The organism is Nitrospira marina, from assembly GCF_059568365.1.
The window spans coordinates 867,770-891,999 of the sequence record NZ_JCANTH010000001.1 but is presented as its reverse complement, the minus strand read 5'-3'; the positions used below and the strand labels follow the sequence as shown (position 1 = coordinate 891,999).

Annotated in this window: 19 protein-coding genes; 12 read left to right on the top strand and 7 right to left on the bottom strand. The window is 48.5% G+C overall.

Annotated features, from left to right (window positions below):
- Positions 1 to 67 precede the first annotated feature (67 nt).
- The 7 genes from LX98_RS03735 to LX98_RS03705 all read left to right on the top strand — a co-directional run bounded on the left by LX98_RS03735 (position 68) and on the right by LX98_RS03705 (position 6,989).
- Positions 68 to 1,405: a cytochrome ubiquinol oxidase subunit I gene (locus tag LX98_RS03735; RefSeq protein WP_496427614.1), complete on the top strand. Its 1,338-nt coding sequence runs from the start codon at positions 68 to 70 to the stop codon at positions 1,403 to 1,405.
- Positions 1,405 to 2,427, top strand: a complete 1,023-nt coding sequence (locus tag LX98_RS03730) for a cytochrome d ubiquinol oxidase subunit II (RefSeq protein WP_496427613.1) — start codon at positions 1,405 to 1,407, stop codon at positions 2,425 to 2,427. The genes LX98_RS03735 and LX98_RS03730 overlap by 1 nt, the downstream gene beginning before the upstream one ends.
- The gene (locus tag LX98_RS03725; protein ID WP_496427612.1) at positions 2,420 to 2,854 is read left to right on the top strand and encodes a DCC1-like thiol-disulfide oxidoreductase family protein; all 435 of its coding nucleotides are present in this window, start codon (positions 2,420 to 2,422) and stop codon (positions 2,852 to 2,854) included. Before LX98_RS03730 ends, LX98_RS03725 begins: the two co-directional genes overlap by 8 nt.
- 102 nt (positions 2,855 to 2,956) lie before the next feature.
- Complete coding sequence (locus tag LX98_RS03720; protein ID WP_496427611.1) at positions 2,957 to 4,648, top strand: cryptochrome/photolyase family protein; 1,692 nt, start codon at positions 2,957 to 2,959, stop codon at positions 4,646 to 4,648.
- A gap of 256 nt (positions 4,649 to 4,904) precedes the next feature.
- Positions 4,905 to 5,375, top strand: a complete 471-nt coding sequence (locus LX98_RS03715; protein ID WP_496427610.1) for a hypothetical protein — start codon at positions 4,905 to 4,907, stop codon at positions 5,373 to 5,375.
- A 144-nt stretch (positions 5,376 to 5,519) separates the two neighbouring features.
- Positions 5,520 to 6,398 carry a hypothetical protein gene (locus tag LX98_RS03710; RefSeq protein ID WP_496427609.1) on the top strand — a complete coding sequence of 293 codons (879 nt, stop codon included), beginning with the start codon at positions 5,520 to 5,522 and terminating at the stop codon, positions 6,396 to 6,398.
- A gap of 168 nt (positions 6,399 to 6,566) precedes the next feature.
- Positions 6,567 to 6,989 (top strand): hypothetical protein, encoded by a 423-nt coding sequence (locus LX98_RS03705; protein ID WP_312643448.1) that lies wholly within the window; start codon positions 6,567 to 6,569, stop codon positions 6,987 to 6,989.
- Between the two features lie 115 nt (positions 6,990 to 7,104).
- Here LX98_RS03705 and nhaR read toward each other — a convergent pair whose 3' ends face one another.
- Positions 7,105 to 8,019 carry a transcriptional activator NhaR gene (nhaR, locus tag LX98_RS03700; RefSeq protein WP_496427608.1) on the bottom strand — a complete coding sequence of 305 codons (915 nt, stop codon included), beginning with the start codon at positions 8,017 to 8,019 and terminating at the stop codon, positions 7,105 to 7,107.
- Between the two features lie 244 nt (positions 8,020 to 8,263).
- Between nhaR and LX98_RS03695 the strand changes: the two genes are divergently transcribed.
- From LX98_RS03695 to LX98_RS03675, 5 genes are all read left to right on the top strand, one after another.
- Positions 8,264 to 9,703, top strand: a complete 1,440-nt coding sequence (locus LX98_RS03695; protein ID WP_496427607.1) for an HlyD family secretion protein — start codon at positions 8,264 to 8,266, stop codon at positions 9,701 to 9,703.
- A 58-nt stretch (positions 9,704 to 9,761) separates the two neighbouring features.
- The gene (locus tag LX98_RS03690; protein ID WP_496427606.1) at positions 9,762 to 11,204 is read left to right on the top strand and encodes a TolC family protein; all 1,443 of its coding nucleotides are present in this window, start codon (positions 9,762 to 9,764) and stop codon (positions 11,202 to 11,204) included.
- Between the two features lie 51 nt (positions 11,205 to 11,255).
- Complete coding sequence (locus LX98_RS03685) at positions 11,256 to 12,887, top strand: ATP-binding cassette domain-containing protein (protein ID WP_496427605.1); 1,632 nt, start codon at positions 11,256 to 11,258, stop codon at positions 12,885 to 12,887.
- Positions 12,888 to 13,177: 290 nt separating this feature from the next.
- Entirely contained in the window at positions 13,178 to 13,513 is a 336-nt protein-coding gene (locus LX98_RS03680) for a thioredoxin domain-containing protein (RefSeq protein WP_496427604.1), read from the top strand.
- Positions 13,514 to 14,214: 701 nt separating this feature from the next.
- Positions 14,215 to 14,889, top strand: a complete 675-nt coding sequence (locus LX98_RS03675; protein ID WP_496427603.1) for a glutathione peroxidase — start codon at positions 14,215 to 14,217, stop codon at positions 14,887 to 14,889.
- 744 nt (positions 14,890 to 15,633) lie between these two features.
- On the opposite strand, the gene LX98_RS03670 is transcribed toward LX98_RS03675, so the two are convergent.
- The 6 genes from LX98_RS03670 to LX98_RS03645 all read right to left on the bottom strand — a co-directional run bounded on the left by LX98_RS03670 (position 15,634) and on the right by LX98_RS03645 (position 24,224).
- The gene (locus LX98_RS03670) at positions 15,634 to 16,410 is read right to left on the bottom strand and encodes a P-loop NTPase family protein (protein ID WP_496427602.1); all 777 of its coding nucleotides are present in this window, start codon (positions 16,408 to 16,410) and stop codon (positions 15,634 to 15,636) included.
- Between the two features lie 9 nt (positions 16,411 to 16,419).
- Entirely contained in the window at positions 16,420 to 17,784 is a 1,365-nt protein-coding gene (locus tag LX98_RS03665) for an AAA family ATPase (protein ID WP_496427601.1), read from the bottom strand.
- A 16-nt stretch (positions 17,785 to 17,800) separates the two neighbouring features.
- A complete protein-coding gene (locus LX98_RS03660) occupies positions 17,801 to 19,279 on the bottom strand; it encodes a Wzz/FepE/Etk N-terminal domain-containing protein (RefSeq protein ID WP_496427600.1) in 1,479 nt (492 codons plus the stop codon).
- 3 nt (positions 19,280 to 19,282) lie between these two features.
- Positions 19,283 to 20,230 carry a polysaccharide biosynthesis/export family protein gene (locus tag LX98_RS03655; protein WP_496427599.1) on the bottom strand — a complete coding sequence of 316 codons (948 nt, stop codon included), beginning with the start codon at positions 20,228 to 20,230 and terminating at the stop codon, positions 19,283 to 19,285.
- A 340-nt stretch (positions 20,231 to 20,570) separates the two neighbouring features.
- A complete protein-coding gene (locus LX98_RS03650; RefSeq protein WP_496427598.1) occupies positions 20,571 to 21,203 on the bottom strand; it encodes a polysaccharide biosynthesis/export family protein in 633 nt (210 codons plus the stop codon).
- A gap of 486 nt (positions 21,204 to 21,689) precedes the next feature.
- Entirely contained in the window at positions 21,690 to 24,224 is a 2,535-nt protein-coding gene (locus tag LX98_RS03645) for a polysaccharide biosynthesis protein (RefSeq protein ID WP_496427597.1), read from the bottom strand.
- Between the last annotated feature and the right edge of the window lie 6 nt (positions 24,225 to 24,230).

Here is a 24,230-nt window from a genome sequence, read left to right as displayed (position 1 = left end):
TCCAAGCCAGGGGTCCACAATATCAAGTCAATCGGGCATTCAACTCCCAGGAGAAAACGATCCTCATATGAGTGATTTAATCGCCGCCAGGTCCCTAATGGCTATGTCGCTGGGGTTTCATATCATTTTTGCGGTTGTGGGCATGGCCATGCCTCTTTTAATGGTGGTGGCCGAATGGCGTTGGCTGAAAACAGGTAAAGCCGTGTACCTGATCATTGCCAAACGTTGGGCCAAAGGCACGGCCATTTTTTTTGCCATTGGAGCCGTCACGGGCACCGTGTTGTCGTTCCAATTGGGCCTACTCTGGCCCCGGTTTATGGAATGGGCCGGTCCCATTATCGGACCGGCCTTTGCCATAGAAGGGTTTGCATTTTTTACGGAAGCCATATTTCTCGGGATCTATCTCTATGGATGGCAAAAGGTGAGCCCGTTCGCACACCTTGCAGCGGGAGGCGTTGTGGCGCTGAGTGGGATTACGTCCGGCGTCGTTGTCGTCATGGCAAATGGGTGGATGAATACCCCCAGAGGGTTTATGATGCATGGCGAAATTTTGGCTAACATCGATCCCGTGGCGGCCCTCTTCAATCCCTCGGGATTATTACAGGCTCCCCACATGATCCTTGCCGCCTTTGCGGCTACCGGTTTTGCCGTGGCGGGCATTCATGCGTTTCTGCTTCTCCGCCACCCCGGTAATGCGTTTCATCAATCGGCTTTGAAAATCGCATTGGTCATCGGTGGAATCAGCGCCATTCTTCAACCGCTCAGCGGAGATTTCCTCGCCAAACGGGTGGCAGAATTCCAACCCATAAAATTAGCGGCCTTTGAAGCCCAGGTCGAGACGCAACAGGGCGCCCCGTTTCGCATAGGCGGGGTTTGGGATTCAGAAAGAGAAATGTTCGACTATGTGCTGGAAATCCCCTATGCCTTGAGCCTGCTGGTCACGTCCGATCCTAATGGCCAGGTGATTGGTCTCAAGGATTTCCCCAAGGAAAACTGGCCGCCCATCGGAATAACCAGGACGGCATTTCAACTCATGGTGTTCATAGGGTTTTTGATGATGGGCCTGGCTTTCTGGGGCCTCTGGCTTCTGTACAGGAAGAACACGCTCTTTCAAAGCCGGCGATTCCTCCAAGCGATGGTGTTGGCAACACCATTAGGCTTTTTGGCAATCGAAGCCGGTTGGGTGGCGACGGAAGTGGGCCGGCAACCCTGGGTCATTGTGGGATATCTGAAAACCGCAGACGCCGTCACACCCATGCCGGGATTGATCATTCCCCTGATGATTTTTGGCGCCCTGTATGTATTCCTGGCCTGTATCGTGATCTGGTTGATGTGGCGCCATGTCTCAGCCACTCCCGATCAGTTTGAGATGACACCCCCGCGGGAGGAGGCGCAACCGGTCTGATGGAACTGGAAATCGTTCTTGCCAACGTCTTACTGATCGCCCTGACGTTTTACGCCCTGCTGGGCGGGGCAGACTTTGGAGCCGGGGTCTGGCATCTCCTGGCCAGAGGTCCCACAAGGCGGGCGCAACACCAGCTGATCGGGGAAGCTATCGGACCGATCTGGGAGGCCAATCATGTCTGGTTGATTCTGATCGTGACGATCGTCTTCACCGCTTTTCCGCGGGCCTATGTGCATATTTCCACCACGCTTCACATTCCTCTGACCATCCTGGTCATCGGCATCGTCCTTCGCGGGTCAGCGTTTGCCTTTCGTCACTATGACATTAAAGATGATGACATTCACCTCAGGTGGGATCAACTGTTTGCCATTTCCAGTCTCATCAGCCCTCTCCTCCTGGGCATTATCATTGGCGCCATTACCTCAGGCCACTTTCCCGTTAACCCTGCAACCTTTTTCGAAGGGTACATTGCTCCCTGGCTGCAACCTTTTCCGTTAGGCATGGGATTATTGACTCTCCTGCTGTTTTCTTATCTGGCCGCCACCTATCTTCTTGTGGAAACCCGCGATGCCACATTGCAGAAGATCTTCCGGAAACGGGCGATTACTGCAGCCCTCCTGGCTGGCTTACTGGAAGAGGCCGTGTTGTACCTGGGAAGGTCTGGGGCGCCGCGACTCTGGGGTGAGCTGACGACCAGCCTGTGGGGAGTGTTCATTCAACTCGGCGTCGGCAGTTTGACGATTGCAGCTATCCTTCTACTCCTGACACAGCGCTACTGGTGGGCCCGGACCTGCGCCATCCTGCAAGTCACCCTAACCATTTGGACATGGGGCATGGCACAATTCCCGTATTTGATCCCCCCCAATCTGACGGTCTTCAATACCTCAGCTCCCGGGGTCACCCTTCAATTCATCGCAGGTGCCCTATTGGTTGGCATACTATTCCTGTTCCCTTCGCTGTTTTATCTGTTTCGTATTTTTAAAGGGAGCACTTTGTTCCGGCATAAGGGGCACCATGAATAAAAAATCCTGTACGGGATATTGCCAAACATCCCCCGATGTGCCCCGGGATGTCACGCCCCATCCCAGGGGAACCAAACCCTATCCATTGACCGTGTATTTTGATGGCGATTGTCCAATTTGTCGTCGTGAGATCGATCTCATGAAAATATTCAACCGGAAGAATCATCTCGAATTCATTGATTTTGCGGCTTCATCCTATCTTCCGGCAGAACACGGATTAAGTTCATGTGATTTGGGCCAAGTCATTCATGCCCGGTGGGCGGATGGAACGCTCATTACCGGGGTCGAGGTGTTCAGGGAAATGTGGGAAGCCATTGGATTGCGCACTCTCGCAAGATTGGCCCGGCGGCCCACGATCAACAAACTTCTGGTTCGCGCGTATGACTGGTTTGCCAAAAACCGGTTACGCCTGACCGGCCGCGCCTGACCGGGTTCCTCGAGCGGATTGCAATGGCATTCATGTGGTTGGCTCATGCAGAGATCGCGTGAGCCCTGTTTCAGTCCTGAACCCGGGATGGTATGACGAAGAATGGATGAATTTTTTAGAACCCTGAACGGCTATGCAAGCAGAGAAGGACCGCGGAGCTGGATTCTCGTTTTAGAGGACCAACTCTCCGATGACATAGGCCCCTTGAGCCGGGAAGACCCTCATGGTCTTGGTGTGGTGTTCATCGAGTCTCATTGGAAACTGAAAAGAAGGCCCTACCACAAGCAAAAAATCGCCTTTCATCTTCTCAATCTGCGTCACTTCGCACTCGAACAGGCGAAGCGGGGTGTGGCCTTTCGCTACCAAATGACCTCTGAACCCTTGCGAGAAACGCTAAAACCCCTCATTCAGAAATTAGGCACTTTGCGGGTCATGGAACCTGCCGAACTGGAAGTCAGACAGGATCTTGATCCGCTCGTCAAAAGGGGTTTGGTCGCCTTTATTCCTCATGAGGGATGGTTAACCTATCAAAAAAATTTCGTGGAGGGCGCGGGGGAGAAGCCGCCATGGCGAATGGACAAATTTTATCGTTACGTTCGAAAACAAACCGGCATCCTGATGAAAGGAACAAACCCTTTAGGCGGAAAATATAGTTTCGATACCGAAAATCGTAAGCCCTGGAAAGGAAGCCCGCCCCCCCCGAAGGAACTCCGCTTTCCACCCGATCCTATCAAGACGGAGGTGGTCAAACTCGTTGAATCCCGATTTGCCGACCACCCGGGCACGGTTCATCCGGAATTTCTTCCGGGGACGAAAAAAGATGCCCTCCGGCAATGGCACTGGGCCAAAACACTTTGTCTCCCACATTTCGGACCCTATGAAGATGCCATGGCTGAAAAAGAACAAACGCTCTTTCATACCCGCATGGCGGCTCTCCTCAACATTCACCGTTTGCTGCCGGTGAGGGTTATCAAAGACGTCGAAGCCTTGAAGCTCCCGTTGGCTTCCAAGGAAGGTTTTATCCGGCAGGTTCTAGGCTGGCGTGAATTTGTCCGGCATGTCCATCAAGCAACCGATGGTTTCCGGAATCACTCCCCCAAAGCCGACGTACCCGGTGATGCCGGTTATAAAAAATGGGGCACACAAAAATGGAAATCTTCCAGGAATGTCCCCGATCTGGATGGAGGAGCGACTCCGTCATTCTTGGGAGCCATGAACCCTTTGCCCTCTGCCTTTTGGGGAACAGCGAGCGGCCTACATTGTCTTGATCACGTTATCGGTCAGGTCTGGGAACATGGCTATTCCCACCACATTACCAGGCTCATGATCCTTGCGAATATTGCCACCCTGCTCGATGTGTCTCCTCGTGAACTGACCGATTGGTTCTGGGTGGCCTATATTGATGCCTTTGATTGGGTCGTCGAACCGAATGTCCTGGCTATGGGAACCTTCGGAACAGGCCCGATCATGACCACCAAACCGTATATTTCGGGAGCGGCCTACATCCATCGCATGAGTGATTTCTGCACCGGATGCGCCTTCAACCCCAAAACGAATTGCCCCATTACCAATTTGTATTGGGCCTTTCTTGACCGCCATAAAAAGCAATTGCAAGGAAATCCCCGCCTCATGCTGCCTCTTCGAAATTTGCAGAAACGAGGACAGGAAAAGAGTCGGAAAGACCGGAATATTTTTACGATTGTGCACCGCGTTTTTGAAAAAAACACATTCTTGACTCCCGGACATCTGTTCCATCCTGAGGCAACTCCAAAATTCCCCAAAAAGCGTTCCTAATTACGGAGACCAACTGCCTCCCTCTATTTTTCTTTCCGAGTGTATTTCTCATTAGTAGCCAAGAAGATAATTTAATATGCCTGGCTTTGCATGGCCCCCTGGCCATCAACATACAAAGCCCTCCAGGTTTTGAACCATCAGATTTAAAGGCCTTAGATTTCAATAAAACCGGCGCATGAATCTGGCCTTCCTACCCCCCAAGACATGATTCCCTCATCAAAAAGAAAACGTAAACTTTCTGACATCCAGAATTATTATGATTACGCAAATATTTATGTATTTGTTTATCTTAAATAATCTACGATTAAATACAGAAATGAAAAACAATAATAGACAACCGGGTGCCATAACCCCGTCCAGGCACAAAGGAGGCCATGCAATGATCAGCAAATCTAACAAAATCAATCGCTATCGTTGGATACTCGCATTGACGGTGGCGGGAATGTTTGTATTGCTTTTTTCAGGCAGTAGAGGTCTCGAGGAACGCTTCATTTCTTTCGCTTCTATGGACGATGAGACCGCATGGACCCTGGCCATTGGAAGAATAGGCACGGAAGAGGATCTAGATTGGAGATTAGCTGGCAACGATGGAGTCCTGGAGGTAAAAATAGACTGGACTCTCGCAAACAATGACTCCCAGGACACAAATGAAAAAGAACCCGATTGGACATTGGCCCGAAATGATGGCCATGATCACATAGACACAGATTGGACCCTGGCCTCATGATCAAGGCAGATGAAAGGGGGAATGTACCAATCCCGCCCTTCCCTGTTAATGCAGTCCACCGGTGATACGCAAGCCATTTAAGGATTCACCACTTATAGATCATTCACATTGTTAAACCGCACTTATGGTGAGAGGAGACTCCCCATGATAAATAGTCACCCCATGCCCCCAAGCGACACATTGGCTTTCCCAATTAATAAGGCGAAGTACCGTTTTCAAAAAATAATGGCAGGATTGATTTTTCTTCTCTACTTCACAGTGCTGATGACTCTATTTTATGTCATCAGCGGGTGTAGCACTTCTCCGCCTCTTCGACTTCCGAATCACTATCAAAGTGAACCTCAATCGTCTAAAGTCATTCAGGAAAAATTTTCAGCTCACGCTCAGGGCCGGCTACCAGTCGGACTGGCCATCGTCGCCAATAGTGATTCTTCCCAAGGGCCCTTGCCCTTCACCGAGGATTCCTGGACTCAGTTTGCGGCCAGAGTAAAACAAAAAGTGCAAAGCCTCATGCCGGTCACTATGCAGGAAGTTATTCGCGTGGAAGATATTCCAGCCGGGGACAAGGCTTCGCTGATTCAGGGCATGGGAGGAAATCACCCGATTGAAATGGTTTTAGTAGTTTTGCCCTCAAGCAATGAGGTCAGAGGTCCGGCTCAGTTCGATGTTCTTCCCGAAGTTGGGACGTTAAACGGTCATCAAACGGAAAACCACGGCACAGTAGAATTAGGGTTCTTGGACGTGAATTCAGGGAAACTTTTACTCCAGTCGCAAGGCACCTCCCATGCGATGCTGGACCAACTGGATGTTCCACTGGCATCGAGTCGGTATCCCAGAGTCAGAGGATCCGCCATGACGAGCCCGATTTATCCTCAAGAGGAGAAGGCGCTTGAAACGTTGAGAATCGTCGCCATGGATGAAGCTTTGGACCAGGCAGCCATGAAGTTAGCCCAAAAGTGGCCGGATGGAATTGGCGGCTCTATTCCATCCAGCAGACCCTCTCAGCCAGGGGCGGAATCCTAGACTTTTGAACGCATGAAGAATGGAGAAAACCCGCTGTGGGGGGAATATTCCCTCCCACGGCGGTAGTGAGATGTTCCCAACAACTGAATCTGACTTTGACCTCTTCCCGTCTATTTTTTAAAATTTGTCATATCTACACGAGAAACAACCCAACAAGGAGGGATCACAATGAAGGTTTTTGCGTATGTGTTAGTAGGCGTGTTAGGGGGAATTGGCATCATGATGTTTTCAGCTGGTGAGGGACAGCAATCCTCCCTGTTGTCACCGGTGGGGCATGTAATGGCAGCCACGGACACAGAAGACCCGAAACCCTGGACGGGAGACGATCTCCTGGAAATGGCACAAATTTATGATCAACAAGCCGATGAACTTCAAATGGATGCTGTCCGCATAGAACAGCGGGCCACATCTCTGATGCTCAAACCGCATATGGATCCCAAAGGGTTTCAACGGACCAGCCTCATGCATGTAGCCTCCTCACGCTGGAAAGCGGCTCGGGACCTCCGTGAAATGGCAGTCATGCACCGGGCAGAAGGCCAGCGCCTGTTGGCCTTAAAAAACCCTGACAGAAAGAACCCTGAAAGGTCCTGAGCCGACAATGCGGATATGAGTGAGAAAGCCCACCGGCAGAAATCGGGACGGGTTCAAGCACCGTCGCAAGGGCACTAAAAATTTTCAGAAAGGAGAAAGTTCAAAGACCCGGTTTTCACGATGATTTGGAATCCCGAAAAATGGTTTTTTGAGCCGAGTCTACGATAGCCAATACACCCGGATGTTTCAGACGTCGTTCGACGGAAAGAGCATAGAATTGTTCACGGACGTCAGGCACGTCTCCGACTTTTTTAACAAGGTATTGGCGGCTGATTTCTTTATCTACCACGGTTGAGCCGGGGAAAATTCCTTTTCCTGCCTGACCGAATGCCTTCATGGTCGCGCCATCTTCAAACTCCCCCACCACCCTGGGAGTGATCCCTTTTGCGGAAAACCACTCATCCATTCCCCGACGAAGCATGGCATTACCGGTAGGCAGCAGGAAGGGTGCTCCATCGAGGGATGTGGGGAAATTTTTCCGATACTTGGCTGCGATTTTTGTGGTAGCAAACAACGATACACCGGATTCCCCGAGTAGATGGCTATGTCCCAGTATTCTGACGGTAGAAGGAATGGCCGTATCCGCGAGAACAATATCCAGAGTATGCAACGCTAATTCTCCCAATAACCGTTCCAATCGACCCTCCCAACAGATAATTTGCACAGAATCCGATACGGCAAAGGCGGATTTCAACAGTTTATACACCACCATCTTGGGAACGACCTCGGCAATGCCCACCACCAATTTCACCGGACGCTGGCTTGGTCGGCCTTTAATGAGATTGGTAAATTCTTGTCCCAGGGAAAAAATTTCCTGGGAATAACGATAGGCCATCTGTCCGACATCGGTTAGAACCAAGCTTCGCCCCACGCGATGAAACAGCTTTTCCCCCAAGGTATCTTCCAAGGCCCGTAGCTGAGCGCTCAGCGCCGGTTGAGAGAGGTTCAACTCTTCGCATGCTCGTTTGATACTGCCTTCACGAGCGATAACCCAGAAATACAGCAGATGATGGTAATTCAACCATTCCATGCCGGAAGCATACATCTAATTTTTAAATGATTCAATGACAAATCATGAATTTGTCTATGTTCATGAATAATGGTAATACTCTGATTGATAAACGCGCATCTATTGTACTTGGCTTAAAAGCCAGGAAGACTTAAAATTCAGAAACAGAGGAACAGGTCTCACCACGCAACCATCGTATACGACCCCCTTTCAATGATGAGATGGGCTGACATCTTGGAAAAAGCGACCAACCCCCAAACTCTCGATGCCTGAACTTATGGACCTCCCTCCTATTCCCACCAAACCATCCGGCTCTCAACTCGTTTCTCGCCAAAGCCTTTCTCCGCTACAAGTCACGGGTCGTCAGCCACAGTATGAGTCATGGGCGGCGGTGAAAATCCCGACGAAATTGTACACCGCGACCCGTCTCGCCATCGGTTTTTTTCTTCTGTTCACTCTCATTCTTGTCTTCGTTCCATGGACCCAAACGATAACCGCCCAGGGCCAACTATCGGCCTATTCCCCTGCCGAACGACCGCAGGAAGTTCATGCTCCCATAGAAGGGCGCATCATGACCTGGAAAATCAACGAAGGCATTATGGTGAAAACAGGTGATCTTCTGCTTGAACTTGCCGATGTCGATCCCAAATTTCTGGCCCCCGATCTGTTGTCACGCCTGGACGAATCTATGAAGGCACTGGAGGAGAGACGTGAGGCGGCGTTATCCCGGTCCCAGCTATTGGAGAAACAAATCGAGGAAATGAAAAAGCTGAGTGACGCGGCTACTCGCTCGGCCGACTCCCGGGTGCAGGAAGCCGCCCGGCGGATTCAAAGTGTCGAACAACGCCTGGCGGCCGCAAAAGTATCAGTCCAGACGGCTCAACTGAACTTACAGCGCTCGCAGGTGTTAGAAGCCGAAGGCCTCCTCTCCCGGCGGGATCTCGAGCTGGCCATTCAAGCAGGAGCGGCCGCTCAAGCCGAACTCAGAGCCAGTGAGGCGGCTCTTCAGGAAGTGGGCCAATCACGACAGGCCCTCTCGCATGGGCGGACTCAAATTGAAGCAGAGCTGGTCCAACGAATTCTTGACACCCGGTCACAACGGGCTGCGGCGCTGGGCGAGGCCGCCAACGCCTCGAAGGAACTGGCCGACCTGGCCTTGACGCAGTCCAACGCCGTCCAACGACGGGCAGCCAGCCGTATTACTGCCCCCATGGATGGGACGGTAGTGCGAATGGCCCGAGTGGGCCCTGGTGAAATTGTACATCCTGGCGATCCGTTGGTCACGATCGTTCCAACCACCGCCACTCGTGCCGTGGAGATGTGGGCGGACGCCCTGGATGCCCCACTGCTCAAACAGGATCGAACCGTGCTTCTGATGTTTCAGGGCATACCAGCCATTCCCTTACCATCCTGGCCTGAATTGATGGCGGGCACGTTCGATGGCCGCATTCGTGTCGTGGATCAGACATCGGACGCACAAGGTCGCTTCCGGTTTTGGGTGGTTCCAGACCCGGCAGGCTCACCTTGGCCGCCGCAAAATCAAGTCCGGCAAGGCACCCAAGTAATGGGTTGGGTCCTGTTGAACCGGGTGCCTCTCTGGTATGAAATTTGGCGCCGCGTGAACCTTTTCCCGGCTGACTACCAGGAACATGGCATAGCTTTACCCCAGTCCATTCTGCCCAAGGCAGGAAGGCCCGGGAAATAACTTCTATTTGGTAGATCCCAAACCATTCACTCTCGGCATTCACAAGGGAGGACCACCCATGGCAAGACCACAGGTAATTTTGTTAGGCCTCTTAGGGATTTTAGAACTGCTTGCGCCTCTTCTCCGGGCTGCCCCGGGACCGGACGCCACTCCTATGCCAATCCAGCAATCCCGATCGCTACATCTGGAAACCGTGCTGACACTCGTGGAAACCCAACATCCCCTTTTGCATGGAAGCCGGACGGAAAAACTGGAAGCGCAAGGCAAATTATTAAAAGCCATGGGAGCATTTGAACCGACCTTGGTCAATGATTGGGAATTGGAACGGCTCGTGAAAGACGGGCAGACCAAGAGTGTGGGGTTTAACGACACGCTGATCCAGGCCCGCCATCCCTGGGGAGTTCAAGGGTTTGCAGGCTGGCGCACCGGTATTGGAGACGTGGAGGTGGCCGACCTTGGAGTTCAACGCACGAATCAACCTCTCCTCGGCATCGTGTTGCCTCTCCTTCGAGGCTTGGGAACCAACCCCGAACGGGGCGAATTGGAAAAATCCAAACTCGCTGAACAGGAAGCGACCCTGAACATTCAACAAACACGTCAGGACCTGTATTTGGGTGCGGCTACGCAATTTTGGAAATGGGTCGGGTCAGGGAAGATTGTGGTACTGCAGGAGGAAGCCTTGGACGTGGCCAAGGAACGTTTGCAGCAACTCACCCGTCAGGCTGCAGCAGGGGCGGTCGCGGAATTTGACGTCACTGAAGCCCACCAGGAAGTCCAACGTCGATTGGAAAACCTCATTAAGTCCAAACGGGAAGCCGAACAGGAACAGTTCAAACTGTCCCTGTTCACCTGGAACAATAATGCCCTTCTCTCCTTCGATCGGTATTCGATCCCTGAATTCCCGACCCACAATGCGTCAAGCCAGGAGGCAAGCGGAGAACCCGAGACCGAGCTGGCCCAACAGCGCCGACCCGAAATTCTTCAAGTGTCCCTTGAAGCCGCACGTAACCACATTGATCTTGGCGTGGCCAAAAACAACTTGCTCCCTGATCTTCGTGCGGAAGCCGAACCCACACGCAAACCCGGAGAGTTTGTGCTGGGGCTGGGGTACCGATTTGGCGTGCAATTGAGTTTTCCTTTTCTTCAACAGGACGCCACCGGCCAAAAGCTTCAATTAGAGGCCAAGGCTGAACGATTAGTGTGGCTGCAACGGTATCGGGTGCAGCAGGTAGCCCTGGATATCGACAACGCCCGCTCTGCCCTGGACCGGGCCAAAGAGCGCATAGAGGCGGCATCTCAATCCCTCGCCTATGCCCGTTCCCTGGTGAAGGGTGAACGAAAACGTTTTCAAATGGGTGCCACGAATTTATTGTTTGTCAATCTTCGGGAACGAAATGTGGTCGAGGCCCAAATCATTCACATTCAGGCACAGGCCGAATATCAACAAGCCAAAGCTTTTTATTCTTGGGCTATCGGCGAATGGACGCAACCTGTGACCTGAGGACGTCAAAGACACGCGATGCGCAACGGCTCCACCCATTCTGGACGGTCCATGAATCAGGAAGTGCTTCACCATGTGGCTACCTTTTTCAGACAGGAACGCCAGGTCCTGCTCACGATCATCATGTATGCTTTGGCCGTGGGCCTCTTTTCCCTGATTATTCCTCTCACGGTCCAAGAGCTGGTGAATACCTTCGCCTTCGCCATACAACCGATCATGGTGGTCACCCTGGTCAGTATCATGGCCGGTATTCTTTTATTTGTCGGGGTTTTCAAAGCCCTTCAATTTTTCGCCACGGATCTCCTTGAACGTCGTATCTTTGTCCGATTCACTCTGGCCTTTGCGCGAACCTTTCCGTCGATTCAGGAAACCCAATTTCGTAGTGAATACGCCAGCCGGTTTTTTGAAATTATCTTTATGCAGCGAGCCGTTGCGGCGTTATTGGTGGATCTTACCAATGTGGCAGTCGGAGGACTCATCGGCATGACCTTGCTCGCCTTGTATCACCCGTATTTTCTTTTCTTTGATCTTCTCCTCTTGCTCGCAGTGGGCGTCATTGGCATATTGGGGCACGGAGGACTCCGGGCTACCCTACACATGTCCGAGGCAAAATATGACACCTACCATTGGTTTCAGGAGATTGCCGACAACCTCAGCCATTTTAAATCCAGCCTGAGCCGCGACCTTATTCTGCAAAAAGCCGATTCCCTGGCCCACACCTATGTCAATACAAGACAATCGCGTTTTCGCATTCTTGTTCGACAATACATCGGATCCCTGCTCCTTCAGGTGATTCTGCACACCGGCCTGTTGGGCACAGCAGGCTGGTTGATGAGCAAGGGGCAACTGACGCTCGGTCAACTCGTCGCTGCGGAAGTCATTATTGCCACCCTCCTGTTAAATCTGGAATCGGTAATTAAACGGACGTATGTCATCTTTTATTTTTTAACTGCCTTGACCGAAATTCATCATATTTTTTCTCTCCCCAAGGATCAAAGACCAACAACTCAATTTGTCCAACTGCCGGCCACCGGTTCTCCACAAGGGTTGGCGCTTTCCCTCTCCCATGTTCGGGGCCTTCCTCCGCCATGGCCACCCACGCTGGAACTCAACATGGACCTTGCCCCGAGTGAAAAGTGGGCCATTGTCTGTGTCACGGAATCCCAACGGCTGACGGTGTCTAGACTGCTGGCCGGATTGGATCATCCACCGCAAGGATCCATCCGGTACAATGGCATCGATGTCCGTGATCTTCACCCCGACGAGGTCAATGGAGCTCGCGGGCTCGTCTTGAGTCGACATATGACCCTCTTTGAGGCCACCCTGATGGAAAACGTCACCCTGAGACGAAAAAATCTGGCCACAGAAGATTTGTTGTGGGTATTGGATTTGGTGGGCTTACAGGAGGAAATTGAACACATTCCTGACGGATTACAAGGCATGGTTCAATACGGCGGCAAAAACTTTTCTCCAAGTCAAACGATTCAAATCTTATTGGCCCGGGCCCTGATCGCCCGTCCGAAACTGGTAATTGTTGATGGGGGTCTTCATGAAATTTTTTCTTCCCGGAGAGAATCTATTCTGAACGCGATTTGCGACACGAAATATCCCTGGACAGTTGTTATCGTTACAACCGATCGCACAATAAAAAGTTTCGTACAACACAGTATTGTGTTGGAGTAACAAGTGGTTCGTAGGTAAATCTTAAGCAACCCAACTCGTTCAGTCAGATGATTACCAGAGAAGCTGACTTTTATGTATCGGCAGCCGTCCGGCAGGTTAAGGGCCCCCGTTCAAGTAAGCAAAATGGGATTGCGGGTTGATTATTTGAAAACACCGGGTAGTGGAAGGTTCGTGTATCGATTCGGGGGCAGTTTCCAACAAAACATTATACCGTCACTCTATTGCAGGGGCGACGCATGATGTAAGGATTTCAATTCTGTCAGGCTCAAGAATCAGCATAGTTGAAAGAGATGATTGCAAACGTTGAAGACCGGGAATTTGATGGAATTATCGAAAGGTCGACCGTGCCGGTTTTGGTGGAATTTTGGCAACCAGGCTGTGGACATTGCCGCGCTCTGACCAAAGAATTGGAGCACATCCAGAAAGAATGTGGGAAACGCCTTCTCATTCTCGCAATGAACGTTCAGGAGAATTTCCTCATTCCCGGCGAATTGGAGATTCAATCTCTTCCTACCTTAGCCCTTTTTGTGAATGGGGAATTCAAGCAATTCATTGGTGGAATCGGCCAGAAAGACCTGATCCTCGAGCAAATCTTTCCTTGGCTTGAAGATTCACACCCAGGCTAAAGATTAATTGAAATCTGCACGAATTCTTACAGGACTATAAGGCCTTCCTTCACTTTACATGCCTCCACCTTATTCCATAGCCTCTCTTCACAGCCGATCGTCTAAGGTTTCATCCTTTTTCTTTCACGCCGGAGGGACTAAACCGATAAAATGAAAATACTAAACCATACAGAAGCATTGGTTCCTGAAATAAATTGGCATGCCAGGGGGAAACGGACTCAAATGCTCGATGACCAAAAAATTCAAAATCGTTTTTTCGACCGATTAGGAAAAACTTGTTTCCGAATGGTCATTGATTCGAATGGTTTTTATGGATGTGAGATCCCAAAGACGCAGTCTGGTGAGGGGATTTTTTGCTCTCCCAATGCCGATCATGGACGATTTAACAATGCTGAACGGACTCCGACGAATGTATTTCCCCGTCCCGACAAGTCTCACGATTACAAAGTCCACTCGATCGACAATGCTCATGGCTATTGAAAACGTGAAAAAATCTCTGTTTAAACCTATCTCCGATTATAATTTCAAGCACCGATGTCTTCGGCTTTCCCGCGAACCCTGTGCGTGTTTATTAGGAAAAAGTCCGAACAGACGACGACACTGCTGCCATTTTCATCCGGGCCAATTGCCTTGACCTGAAATTGAGGATTACACTGGAGTCAGAGAAGGACTGATTGTCGATCAATTGAGGAGGATCTAACATGCCATACTCCAATCCATTTGCTCCGCGTTATGCACTATTAGCCAGCTTGTGTGGTCTGGTAACCTTTGGCGGATGTGGCCAAGACTATTCCACCTCAATAGGGGAAGCCGTTGCCAATGAACCTCCGCCTCAAGTACTTCCTTCAAATCAACCATCATCAACAATTGACATCACAAAGAATAAGCCGGCATCACAGATATACGACTTCATCATGGAAGATATTGAGAATAAACCTCGCTCACTCAACGAGTTCAAAGGACAGGTCATCATGATCGTGAATACGGCAAGCTTTTGTGGGAATACGCCGCAATATGCCGGACTGCAAACGTTATATGAACGATATCGTGATCAGGGATTTACGATTTTAGCCTTTCCCGCAAATGACTTTGGTAAACAGGAACCAGGAGACAACAAGGAAATCGCGGAATTTTGCTATACAAAATATTCCTTGGAATTCCCCTTGTTTAGTAAAATCACGGTGATTGGAGGACAGAAGCACCCTCTCTATCGCTATCTCACCGAAGAAACAAATTTTAAAGGTGAGATCACATGGAATTTTCAAAAATTCCTTATTAACCGGAAAGGAACTGTCATTGCCCGGTATGATCCTCGACAGAAGCCACTGTCGTCAGAAATCGTGAACGATATAGAAAACACCTTACAATCTTCCTGAATCTAAGATGGTTTCTTAATAATATTGCGACTCATAGAACCAATCATTTCTGAACAAAAGTGTATTCCTATTTGTAAGCACTATTCCTTGATTTGACTCTTTTTTGGGAGATGATTGTTCAGAAACATCCGTTCCGATCTTTCCTGAGCCAGGGACGGGATATACAAGTGTTTGGGATGCTTTTAGTCCTGGCAGGCACCTTGGATTTAGTGTGGATAGCCAGCTACCCTCACTACGCACTCAAGATTTTCGGAACTACATTCAGCGGATGGGCAGGAGAATTTGTAAAATTCCAGCACCCCTTTATCCATTGGGTATTGGGCTATGGTTTTATTAAAAAAAACTTATGGGCATTCTGGGGTTACTTACTCTATCTTGGTCTCGGCTGCCTCAGTGAGTTGACGACCCAAGTAATCGAAGGATTCCATTCCACCCGGACAACTATGATTCTAGTTAGCCTACTCTTTGGAAGTTACATTTTCCTCCGGCGTGATGTGCTTCGGTCTTCCGCCCCCTAAAAGATAGGTTAGGCTATTTCAAGAAAGTGCACCTATTCCAACATGATCATTTTATAGTTGGGAAGGCACTCCAAGACCAATGACAGAATTTTGAAATATTGGAAAGGGAAGACGTCCGAATTGGACAGATCCTACTGAAGATGTGATTCTCAAATGAAACAATGGAAGAAGTTATAGGTGATCACACGATTGAGGAAAAAAAAGCAGAATTAGAAAAAAGAAAAATCTAGATGAATTTATAAAGAGATTCTGGGATGTATAAATGCCTTTTCGTAAATACCATGCCAAGAAGATTTCCTTCCTGCATAAGAATCTGATCTCTGACTTTCTTTGCGACAGCCGAACGGGTTTGTTCGGCTTCGACCACCAGCACAATCCCATCAACGGTCTCACAAAGGGCCAGGCTATCTGCCGTGACATTGGCCGGAGAAGAATCTATGAGTATGAGGGAAAACTGTTCACGAACAATTTTCCACATATCAGTGGGATTGTAGAAAGTGCGTGTTGTGAGAGCTGACTGAACTTTAGAAGATAATGTAGCTAGAAAAAGATTCGATTGTTCAACCTGAGAAACGACACCATCAAGAGCTTTCCCATCTTTTAATACATGATCCAGAGGAGATTTAGCCTCGATCCCGAATGCCTGATACTGACAAGGCTGCATAAGATCTGCTTCGACAAGAAGAACAGGCTTATTACTGTGCTGAGAGGAAACCAGAGCAAATTCCCTGACAAGGGTGGAGGTGCCTTCTCCCCTTCTTGACCCGATGAACTGAATGACGTTTTTATCGGGGCTTGGAAGCAGTGCGGCAATATTTTGTGCCATGACCATCAATTCGGATTCATTATAAAGCCTTGGAAAAGACGTGGTATTTCTAACCTGCAACAAAGAAGGAGAAGGGATCGACACAGAAGGAACTTCTATTGGCTCCTTTTTTAACTCATTGCCGGCAGCCAGCTTTTCTCCATAGGCAATCTGCAGAGCATCGTAAATTTTACTCATAATATTGTCTTATTCTTTCACGTACTCAGGTAACACAATTTTTTGACCTGGAAGAATGATGTCGGGATCGCTAATTTGTGGGTTATGCCGACGGAGCCATTCCACATATTGCCGGCTCGAGGACCCATAGGCTTCATTGGCAATTTGACTCAAATTATCTCCCTCTTTGACCGCCCTGGTAATTGGTGAACCCTGGCTTGGCTTAGAAGCTACTTCGGTGTGAGCCCTGATTCTACCATCAGACCTGGCGGTTTCTATTACCTTTTCGGCGGGTTTTTTCGTTTGGCCGGAACCCACCCCACTTTTTTCCGCACGAGAAATAGGACCTTCTATTTGAGAGACCGAAGAGGCCATAGGAATCGACTGCTCTTCAAGTTGATTTATGCTTTCCTGAGTCATTTTTTCGGAGGAGGTCGCCCTCGCATTCTGGCTGTCACGTTCGCTCAGGTCTATTTGGGATACTCCAACATTTCCAGGAAGGAAGATCGGGCTTAATAAAAAAGCCCCAATTGCCAAAAGTATGACCACGGCAACACCGACCGCCCACTTCACAAGATAAGTTGAACGAGAGCCATCCATGTCAGCAAGGATTTCCCGGACCTCGCTTACAGAAACCGGTTTTTGTTGTCTGCCATATCCAGTGATCAGGGCGTTATCGCAAAGAATATTAATCCTACGTGGAATGCCCTGAGCCTCGCGAATAATCAGCTTCATGGCTCCTTGCGTAAATAGAGGCGCTCCAGTGGATGAAGACAGTGCAACCCGATGTTCAATATAGGCCTGGCTCTCTTTCGGTTGCAGCGGTTGTATCGTTGCACGAAGGGCAATGCGTTGGTTCAAGGACTTCAAGGTAGGATGATTGAGTAATGCTGTTAATTCTGGCTGCCCGATTAAAACTATTTGGATAAGCTTGTCTGTGGATGTTTCCAAATTAGAGAGCAGCCGTAACTGCTCCAAGGTTTTAACCGGCATATTTTGAGCTTCGTCAATGACCAGCACAACCGTGCTGTCCGACCGGTATTCCTGAATCAATGCTTCCTGCAGTTGATTGACCATCTCGGCCGAATCATCATGAGATGGAACAAGGTCAAGGCTTCGAAATATATCGGTCAGAAGCCCATGAAATGATAAAACTGGATTAAGAATGTAGACTGTTTTCTGTTTTCGGTCACTCGTCTTTTCAAGGTACGCACGAATAATCGTCGTTTTTCCTACGCCGACTTCGCCATAAATGGCGACAAAACCTTTTCTTCTCTCAATTCCATAGATAATCGCCCCCATCGCTTCCTTATGGCTGGGGCTCAGATAAAGGAAATTTGGGTCAGGAGTAGTATGAAATGGTTCTTTTTTGAGACCGTAAAACGCTAGATACATAATGATAAATTTCTGTTTACAGCTTTTGCCCGAAAGTAGCCAGGAGAGGGAGGTTTAAATCGTTAGCTGCTTGTTCCGGGCGAGTATAGGCCCCTTGGAAGTACTCTAGGAGAAGTCCAAATCCAGTTCCAGCCATTATCCCCAAAATAGCTCCCAAAGTGACAAGCAATATTGGGGAACGTCCCGCTGGCCCCCCGGGGACCTCAGCGCGTTGGATTACACTAATGTTGGCCATTTTGAGCCGGTCCATTTCCTCAGATACATTCGCCTCTTCTACTCGAGTAAGATATAAATTGTAATTTTGCTCATCTGCTGCTCTCTGCCGCTCAAGGACAATCAGTTCTTTATTTAATTCATCAAGCCTCTGGATTTTTTTGTCAAGATCCTCGATCTGAAGAGCAATCACCTGACTGCTTGCCTGAAGGGTCGTTGACTCAGACACAGCTCCCAGCCTCTCCTTTTCAAGCTCGCTGTACATCGCTTTCTTTCCACTTGCTATGGTATTAGCGCGCTCGTTTTTCTGTTCGGCAAGAATAAACTGTTCTACCTGGTCAATTTCTTTTCGAAGGTTCAAAACAGGAAAACTAGTTTCGGTGTACTTTGCTAGGAGCTTTTGTTCTTCCCGTTTCAGAGCAAACAATTCCGCCTTGGCCTTTTCCAGATTACCCCCTTCTTCCACCGTTGACACAGAAATATTATCGAGAATAGTTTTCATCTGAGTTTCCAGGGAAGCGATTTTACCTACCAATCCTTGCAGCTTATTCTTAGTTGTTTTGTATTCACTATCCAGGGTGGCCCGCTGATCCAGGAGCCGGCGTTGTTGTTCGACAAGAGGGGAAGAAAGATCATGCCTATGCTTAAACGCCTGAAGATTTGCTTCCGCCTGTTCCAATTTCTCCTGGTAGGTATGTAATTGCTTCGTTAAAAACGAAGCCTTCGGATCGCTAAACACTTGAAGATGCTTCTCTTTCAATAAGTCAACAAGGAGATTGAGTGCTTCGGCTGCTACCTTGGGTCGGGGATTTAAATATGATATTTCAAGCACGCTCGAACCCTTGACCGGGGTGGGTAACAGATTTTTCATAAAAGTTGAAACACCCTTCTCTAAAGGGTCTTGAATCTCCAATGAAGGATCTAAAAATTCCGGATACACTTTTTCAACACCCAAAGTACTCACGACCCGTCTTATGAGGTCTCTACTAGAAATTATCTCCATTTCTGATTGAAGAGCAGCCTCCTCATTATATTTTACAAATTGACCTTCTTTCCCTACTTCAGGACGGAATACATGTTCCCTCCCAACCTTCAAAAGCAAACTCGTTTTAGCCTCATAGAGAGGGACCAACGTAAAGACATACCCCGCGACAATCCCAAAAACCAACAGGAAAATAGTGATTACCTTATTTTTATGCTTAAAGAGAGCGGTCAGGATATCTCGTAAACTTCCCAAGGGGTAAGGCAAACCCTCATCCGCTGCATAAACTTCAGGTTCCATATGTTATTTCCCTACGAAATTCCCTTCTGCTGCTGTTGTGCCTGAATCTTCTCCAGGCACATTTGTTGAGCGGAGAAGGACGGCTACTTCGGGATTTTTGAGTTGCCCGGAATACGTTTTTATTAATATCGCTCGAATTTGTTCTACCGTATGTCCAACAACAGTAATTTCACCAACCAACTGCAAGGCAATCCGTCCATCAGGTCGGACTAAAACTGTTTCATTGAGTTCAGGATTAAAAAAGAATTTAATATCGAGCTGATCTCCGACCTGAATTTGATAATCTTGTGGTGGGGTTTTACCTACTTTGGTGAGGTAATTTATGTAATTTTTCTCATCTGCTGTGACTTGGCGCCGAAGTTCATCAAGTTCCGGACCCAAATTTCTCAACCTATTCAGTTCCTTGTCCACTTCAGCAATCTGTTGTTTGATCACCCCACTTTGGGCTTCAGCCGAAACGAGGTCGGCTTGAGTGTGAAATAATTGCATTTCCATCTCAAGATAGAGCGGATTCTTACCAGTGGAGACACTACGTGCCACTTGAGATTCCTGTTCCTTTATGAACTGATTAATCAAATCCATTTCTTTTCGAATGGATTGAATATGGGGGTTATTCTCGGTGTATTTGTTTAATAATTCCTGTTCTTTTAATTGAAGGCTCAATAAATTATTCTTGGCCCCACCAACCACCCCTTGTTCTGAAGCCGAACTTGAAAGAGGAATCTGTTCAGGAATCTGGCTTATCTGATCCTGAATCCAGGCAAGCTTCTCTTGAAAGCCCTTTACTTGATTTTCGGCCTGTTTTAATGAGTCGTCCAAAGATTTACGCTGTTGAAGAAGATGATTCATTTGCGTCTCAATTAAAATTATTCCATGCTTCCGTTGAAAATCTTGAAGACGTCCCTCGGATTCTTCCAGGCTTTGCTGGTAAGAACGAAGTTGTTGCTTCATAATCGAAAACACCTGATTGTCGGAATTTTCAACATCTGCCGGACTCGAAGCAGTTCCGTTCACTGGTCCAGGGTTCGCATAAGAGGAACCCTGGAAAGCCAGGGTACCCCCAAACACGATGATTACAAGTAAAACAGACAATGAGATTGTCAAAATTAGACTATGTCTGTAGAAAGGTCGAAAAGCTAATTGAGTCTTTATAATATTCACGGTATTCCTTTCATCCCTTTTCAAAGCAAATCTCTTTAAATGCTATAAACTCATTATTAATTATAGAAAAGGGCTGAGCCTGGAAAAGCAGCTAGCATTCTTACACTCTTACACTTGCAAGTATATTGACTTACCAAAATGACCTGGGCACATAGACCATATCAGACGGAAGCAGTCGAATATCCTGGCTCAGATCACCTCCATTGAGGGCCCCATCTAAATCCACATTAATGACAAACCTCTGACCATCTTGATCCTCTCGTATGACTTTTACGTCGCTTTTCTTCGCCGTGTCTTCCTTCATGCCCCCGGCGCGCGCAATTGCTTGCAATACGCTTAGGGACCCGACCATTTCATATTCCCCCGGTGTCTTGACTTCTCCATCGACATAGATTCTATAAGGCTCCCGAATCGAACGAACAATGACGGCAATCTCTGGATTTTTTAGTTGCCCAGCATATTTTTTCTCCAAAACGCCTTTGAGTTGCGCTGGGGTGAGATCTGCGGCCTTAACCTCATGAACCAATTGCAGGGAAATATGTCCATCAGGCCGCACAACTAAATCTTCTTCGTTTAACTCCGGATTAAAAAAGAATTTTACGCTTAATTGGTCGCCTGGTTGGATGATATAACGCGGATCATCAATGCTAATTTGCTCAGGCTCTTTCCCATGAACCTTAGATGGACGTTCAACATTAGAATTTTTTCCAGAAAGAGCAGGGTAACCATTGGGTTCCAAACTTGAAGCATCAACGGTTTTCATTCCCTTCCATCCTGAATTACACCCACACAGAAGAATAAATGTCGCCAAAACAATTAAAATTCTCATCCTCTTATATTCCTTCATTGGTAACAAATCCTCTGTAGATACTCTCACGTTCACTTAAATGCACCAGAAAACATCCTGATAGAGGAATAGTTAAAATAAGAATTTCTCGCATCATCAAAAATATAATATTTTTCATATGCTTATGCATCTCACATGAATAACGGTGAACCCTCGATGTACCCTTGTTAGCTTAGGTACATTTATCCATAGATTTATTCATCCGAACCATAAATGTTACCTCATAAAACGAATTTCTATCAAGGCCAATAAGAATTGAACCTCAGTCCCCTCTCGGAAGTATTAGTCTGTAAATTTAGATTAACCCTAACTTTAGCCCCTTTTTCAGTTTTCAAGCAGAATCGGACTTACATGCCGTTATCCACCATCTTGTAGACTTTCAGGATCTAGCTGGCCCCCTCATCAATGAATTTGATATTCCTCACTCATCGCTGCCATTTCCAAAATTTCAGGACGATGGAAGGTCGGCACCAACTGCTGAAGAAGCTCAATCACGGAGGGAGAATGACCCAATATCTGCACATCCTCCAGCTTGCTCAGAATATTGCTCAGGAATGCCGGATCAAGAGATTGTCCCGATTGAATCCGGAGGATTTTATCAATTGATGAAGGCATAGCTTGCTCACATTCTCCAACCAATTCTTCTTCGAGTTTTTCCCCGGGGCGAAGACCGATAAACTGGATAGGAATATTTTTCTCCGGCACATGACCAGAGAGTCGAATGAGGTTACGCGCGAGATCCACCAGTTTAATTTGTCCACCCATTTCCAGGACATAAATCGCCCCTTGCTCGCCAAGGGCTGCAGCCTGCAAAACTAAGATCACTGCTTCTGGAATCAGCATAAAGTAACGGCGCACCTCCGGATGCGTGACCGTGACTGGTCCGCCGGCCTTAATCTGTTTTTGGAAGCGGGGGACAACACTGCCATTACTTCCCAAGACATTGCCAAAGCGAACGGTCAGAAATCGAGTCTGACTCTGACTCGCCATGGCCTGGACAACCAATTCCGCTACCCGCTTGGTCGCTCCCATAACACTGGAAGGATTCACAGCCTTATCTGTCGAAATCAACACAAAATGCTCGGCACCGAAGTGAGCGGCCGCTTCGGCCACTAAACGGGTCCCCAGGATATTATTCTTGAACGCCTCCCCCGGGTTCACCTCCATTAACGGAACATGCTTGTGAGCCGCCGCATGGAAAATTATCTCCGGACGGTACGTCTTAAATATCTCGTGGAGACGGGGAACATCCGTTATATCTCCCAGCACTTCATGAACCACACCGGAATTACCCTGATCGCCCAGCTCCCCCGAGATCGCATATAAGCTATTCTCGTGCCGTTCGTATAGGATGAGGGACTTGGGAGCAAGCGCGACAATTTGGCGGCAGAGTTCCGAACCAATAGATCCGCCAGCCCCGGTCACCAAAACCCGCTTCCCATCAATTAAATTGCGCACTGGCTGTGGATCCAACCCCACGGGGGGACGCTGAAGCAGGTCTTCAATTGCGAGATCCCGGATTTGACTGATTGTGACTTTGCCTTCCAGGATATCGCCCAAGTTCGGGAGGGTTTTGATGCGCACGTTAAAGGGGGCCAGCAGTGCGGTAATATCTCGAAGAACGGCTGAGTTTGTCCCAGGCAGGGCTACTAACACTTCCTCAGGTTTGTGCGTGTGAAGAATACGTGACAGATCCTGGCGTGTTCCCAGGACTTTGATGCCATGGATGCGTTTGCTCACTTTGGAGACATCATCGTCCACAAATCCAATGGGCGTATAGGAGGAAGTGGAATGTGATTGCATCTCCCGAACGATGTTTTCCCCCGCATCGCCAGCTCCAATAATGAGGACTCGTTTCGTCTTTCTTAAGACTTTCCGCTCCCGAAAGATTCGGACCGCAAGCCGGATCCCACAAAGAAACCCGATCAACAGGATACTATCGATGATAAAGATGGACCGGGGATAGCCGGCGAGACCGAGCCCCCAATTGACGAGGCCATAGAACACTATGGTTCCAGCCAATACTCCACCCATAATTTTCTTTAAATCCCATATGCTAATATACCGCCACAGCCCTTCATTGAGGCGAAAGATCATAAAGGCAATCCCACGAATCACAAGCAGCCCTGGCAAAGTCTTGAGCAAAAGTTGCGTGGCGTCTGGAGGAAGGTGGCCGTCAAACCTCAACCAGAACGCCAGATAATAGGCTAAAACAATCAGTGCCAGATCCAACGTAATAATAATGGGTCGCCGATATTTGGTAATAAACTGGAATATTACAGATCCTTCAAGGAAAGCCACCTCATCATGATTGTCACGATCGGTGACCTTTAGAATGACGCTCCGCAAGCCCAGCAGTTGCAATAACGTCTGGGCAATGACGGCAAGGTCAAAAGCTAAAGAGGCATGCTCGATATACAATTTTGCTAATCGGATTTTTTCCGGCAGGATCGTATTCGTATACTCATCTTCGGGTTTCTCGACCTTTCCGAGCATACTTTGTTCATCAATGTACTTCAGAGAAGCCAGATCCGTTAAACCAGGCCGGACCGTCAAAACATCGTGATAGTCCTCTTTGAACTTTTCGACGTAGTAGGCCACCTCAGGACGTGGGCCGACCAGACTCATGTCCCCTATTAATACATTGAACAGTTGCGGCAGCTCGTCAAGTTTCAACTGGCGCAAAAATCGTCCGATACGGGTCACACGAGGATCTTCGCCTATGGTTAGCTCCCCTCCCTTTTTTGAGGCGTCCGATGCCATCGTACGAAACTTGTACAGACAAAATGGCCGAAACCCACGACCCACGCGCACCTGTCGAAATAAGACAGGCCCTCGGGAATCCATTTTAATAAGGAGGGCGAGCACGACAAAGAGGGGGGTACACACCACTAACCCTAAAAACGCACCAAGAGTGTCAACAACACGCTTAGTCATCACCGA

Coding starts and splice junctions, on each gene's coding strand:
- LX98_RS03690 (WP_496427606.1), top strand. CDS start 9,762: ATGGCAAGACCACAGGTAATTTTGTTAGGCCTCTTAGGGATTTTAGAA.
- LX98_RS03660 (WP_496427600.1), bottom strand. CDS start 19,279: ATGGAACCTGAAGTTTATGCAGCGGATGAGGGTTTGCCTTACCCCTTG.
- LX98_RS03680 (WP_496427604.1), top strand. CDS start 13,178: ATGATTGCAAACGTTGAAGACCGGGAATTTGATGGAATTATCGAAAGG.
- LX98_RS03705 (WP_312643448.1), top strand. CDS start 6,567: ATGAAGGTTTTTGCGTATGTGTTAGTAGGCGTGTTAGGGGGAATTGGC.
- LX98_RS03670 (WP_496427602.1), bottom strand. CDS start 16,410: ATGAGTAAAATTTACGATGCTCTGCAGATTGCCTATGGAGAAAAGCTG.
- LX98_RS03655 (WP_496427599.1), bottom strand. CDS start 20,230: ATGAAGCAACAACTTCGTTCTTACCAGCAAAGCCTGGAAGAATCCGAG.
- LX98_RS03735 (WP_496427614.1), top strand. CDS start 68: ATGAGTGATTTAATCGCCGCCAGGTCCCTAATGGCTATGTCGCTGGGG.
- LX98_RS03695 (WP_496427607.1), top strand. CDS start 8,264: ATGCCTGAACTTATGGACCTCCCTCCTATTCCCACCAAACCATCCGGC.
- nhaR (WP_496427608.1), bottom strand. CDS start 8,019: ATGGAATGGTTGAATTACCATCATCTGCTGTATTTCTGGGTTATCGCT.
- LX98_RS03715 (WP_496427610.1), top strand. CDS start 4,905: ATGATTACGCAAATATTTATGTATTTGTTTATCTTAAATAATCTACGA.
- LX98_RS03645 (WP_496427597.1), bottom strand. CDS start 24,224: ATGACTAAGCGTGTTGTTGACACTCTTGGTGCGTTTTTAGGGTTAGTG.
- LX98_RS03730 (WP_496427613.1), top strand. CDS start 1,405: ATGGAACTGGAAATCGTTCTTGCCAACGTCTTACTGATCGCCCTGACG.
- LX98_RS03675 (WP_496427603.1), top strand. CDS start 14,215: ATGCCATACTCCAATCCATTTGCTCCGCGTTATGCACTATTAGCCAGC.
- LX98_RS03665 (WP_496427601.1), bottom strand. CDS start 17,784: ATGTATCTAGCGTTTTACGGTCTCAAAAAAGAACCATTTCATACTACT.
- LX98_RS03685 (WP_496427605.1), top strand. CDS start 11,256: ATGAATCAGGAAGTGCTTCACCATGTGGCTACCTTTTTCAGACAGGAA.
- LX98_RS03710 (WP_496427609.1), top strand. CDS start 5,520: ATGATAAATAGTCACCCCATGCCCCCAAGCGACACATTGGCTTTCCCA.
- LX98_RS03650 (WP_496427598.1), bottom strand. CDS start 21,203: ATGAAAACCGTTGATGCTTCAAGTTTGGAACCCAATGGTTACCCTGCT.
- LX98_RS03725 (WP_496427612.1), top strand. CDS start 2,420: ATGAATAAAAAATCCTGTACGGGATATTGCCAAACATCCCCCGATGTG.
- LX98_RS03720 (WP_496427611.1), top strand. CDS start 2,957: ATGGATGAATTTTTTAGAACCCTGAACGGCTATGCAAGCAGAGAAGGA.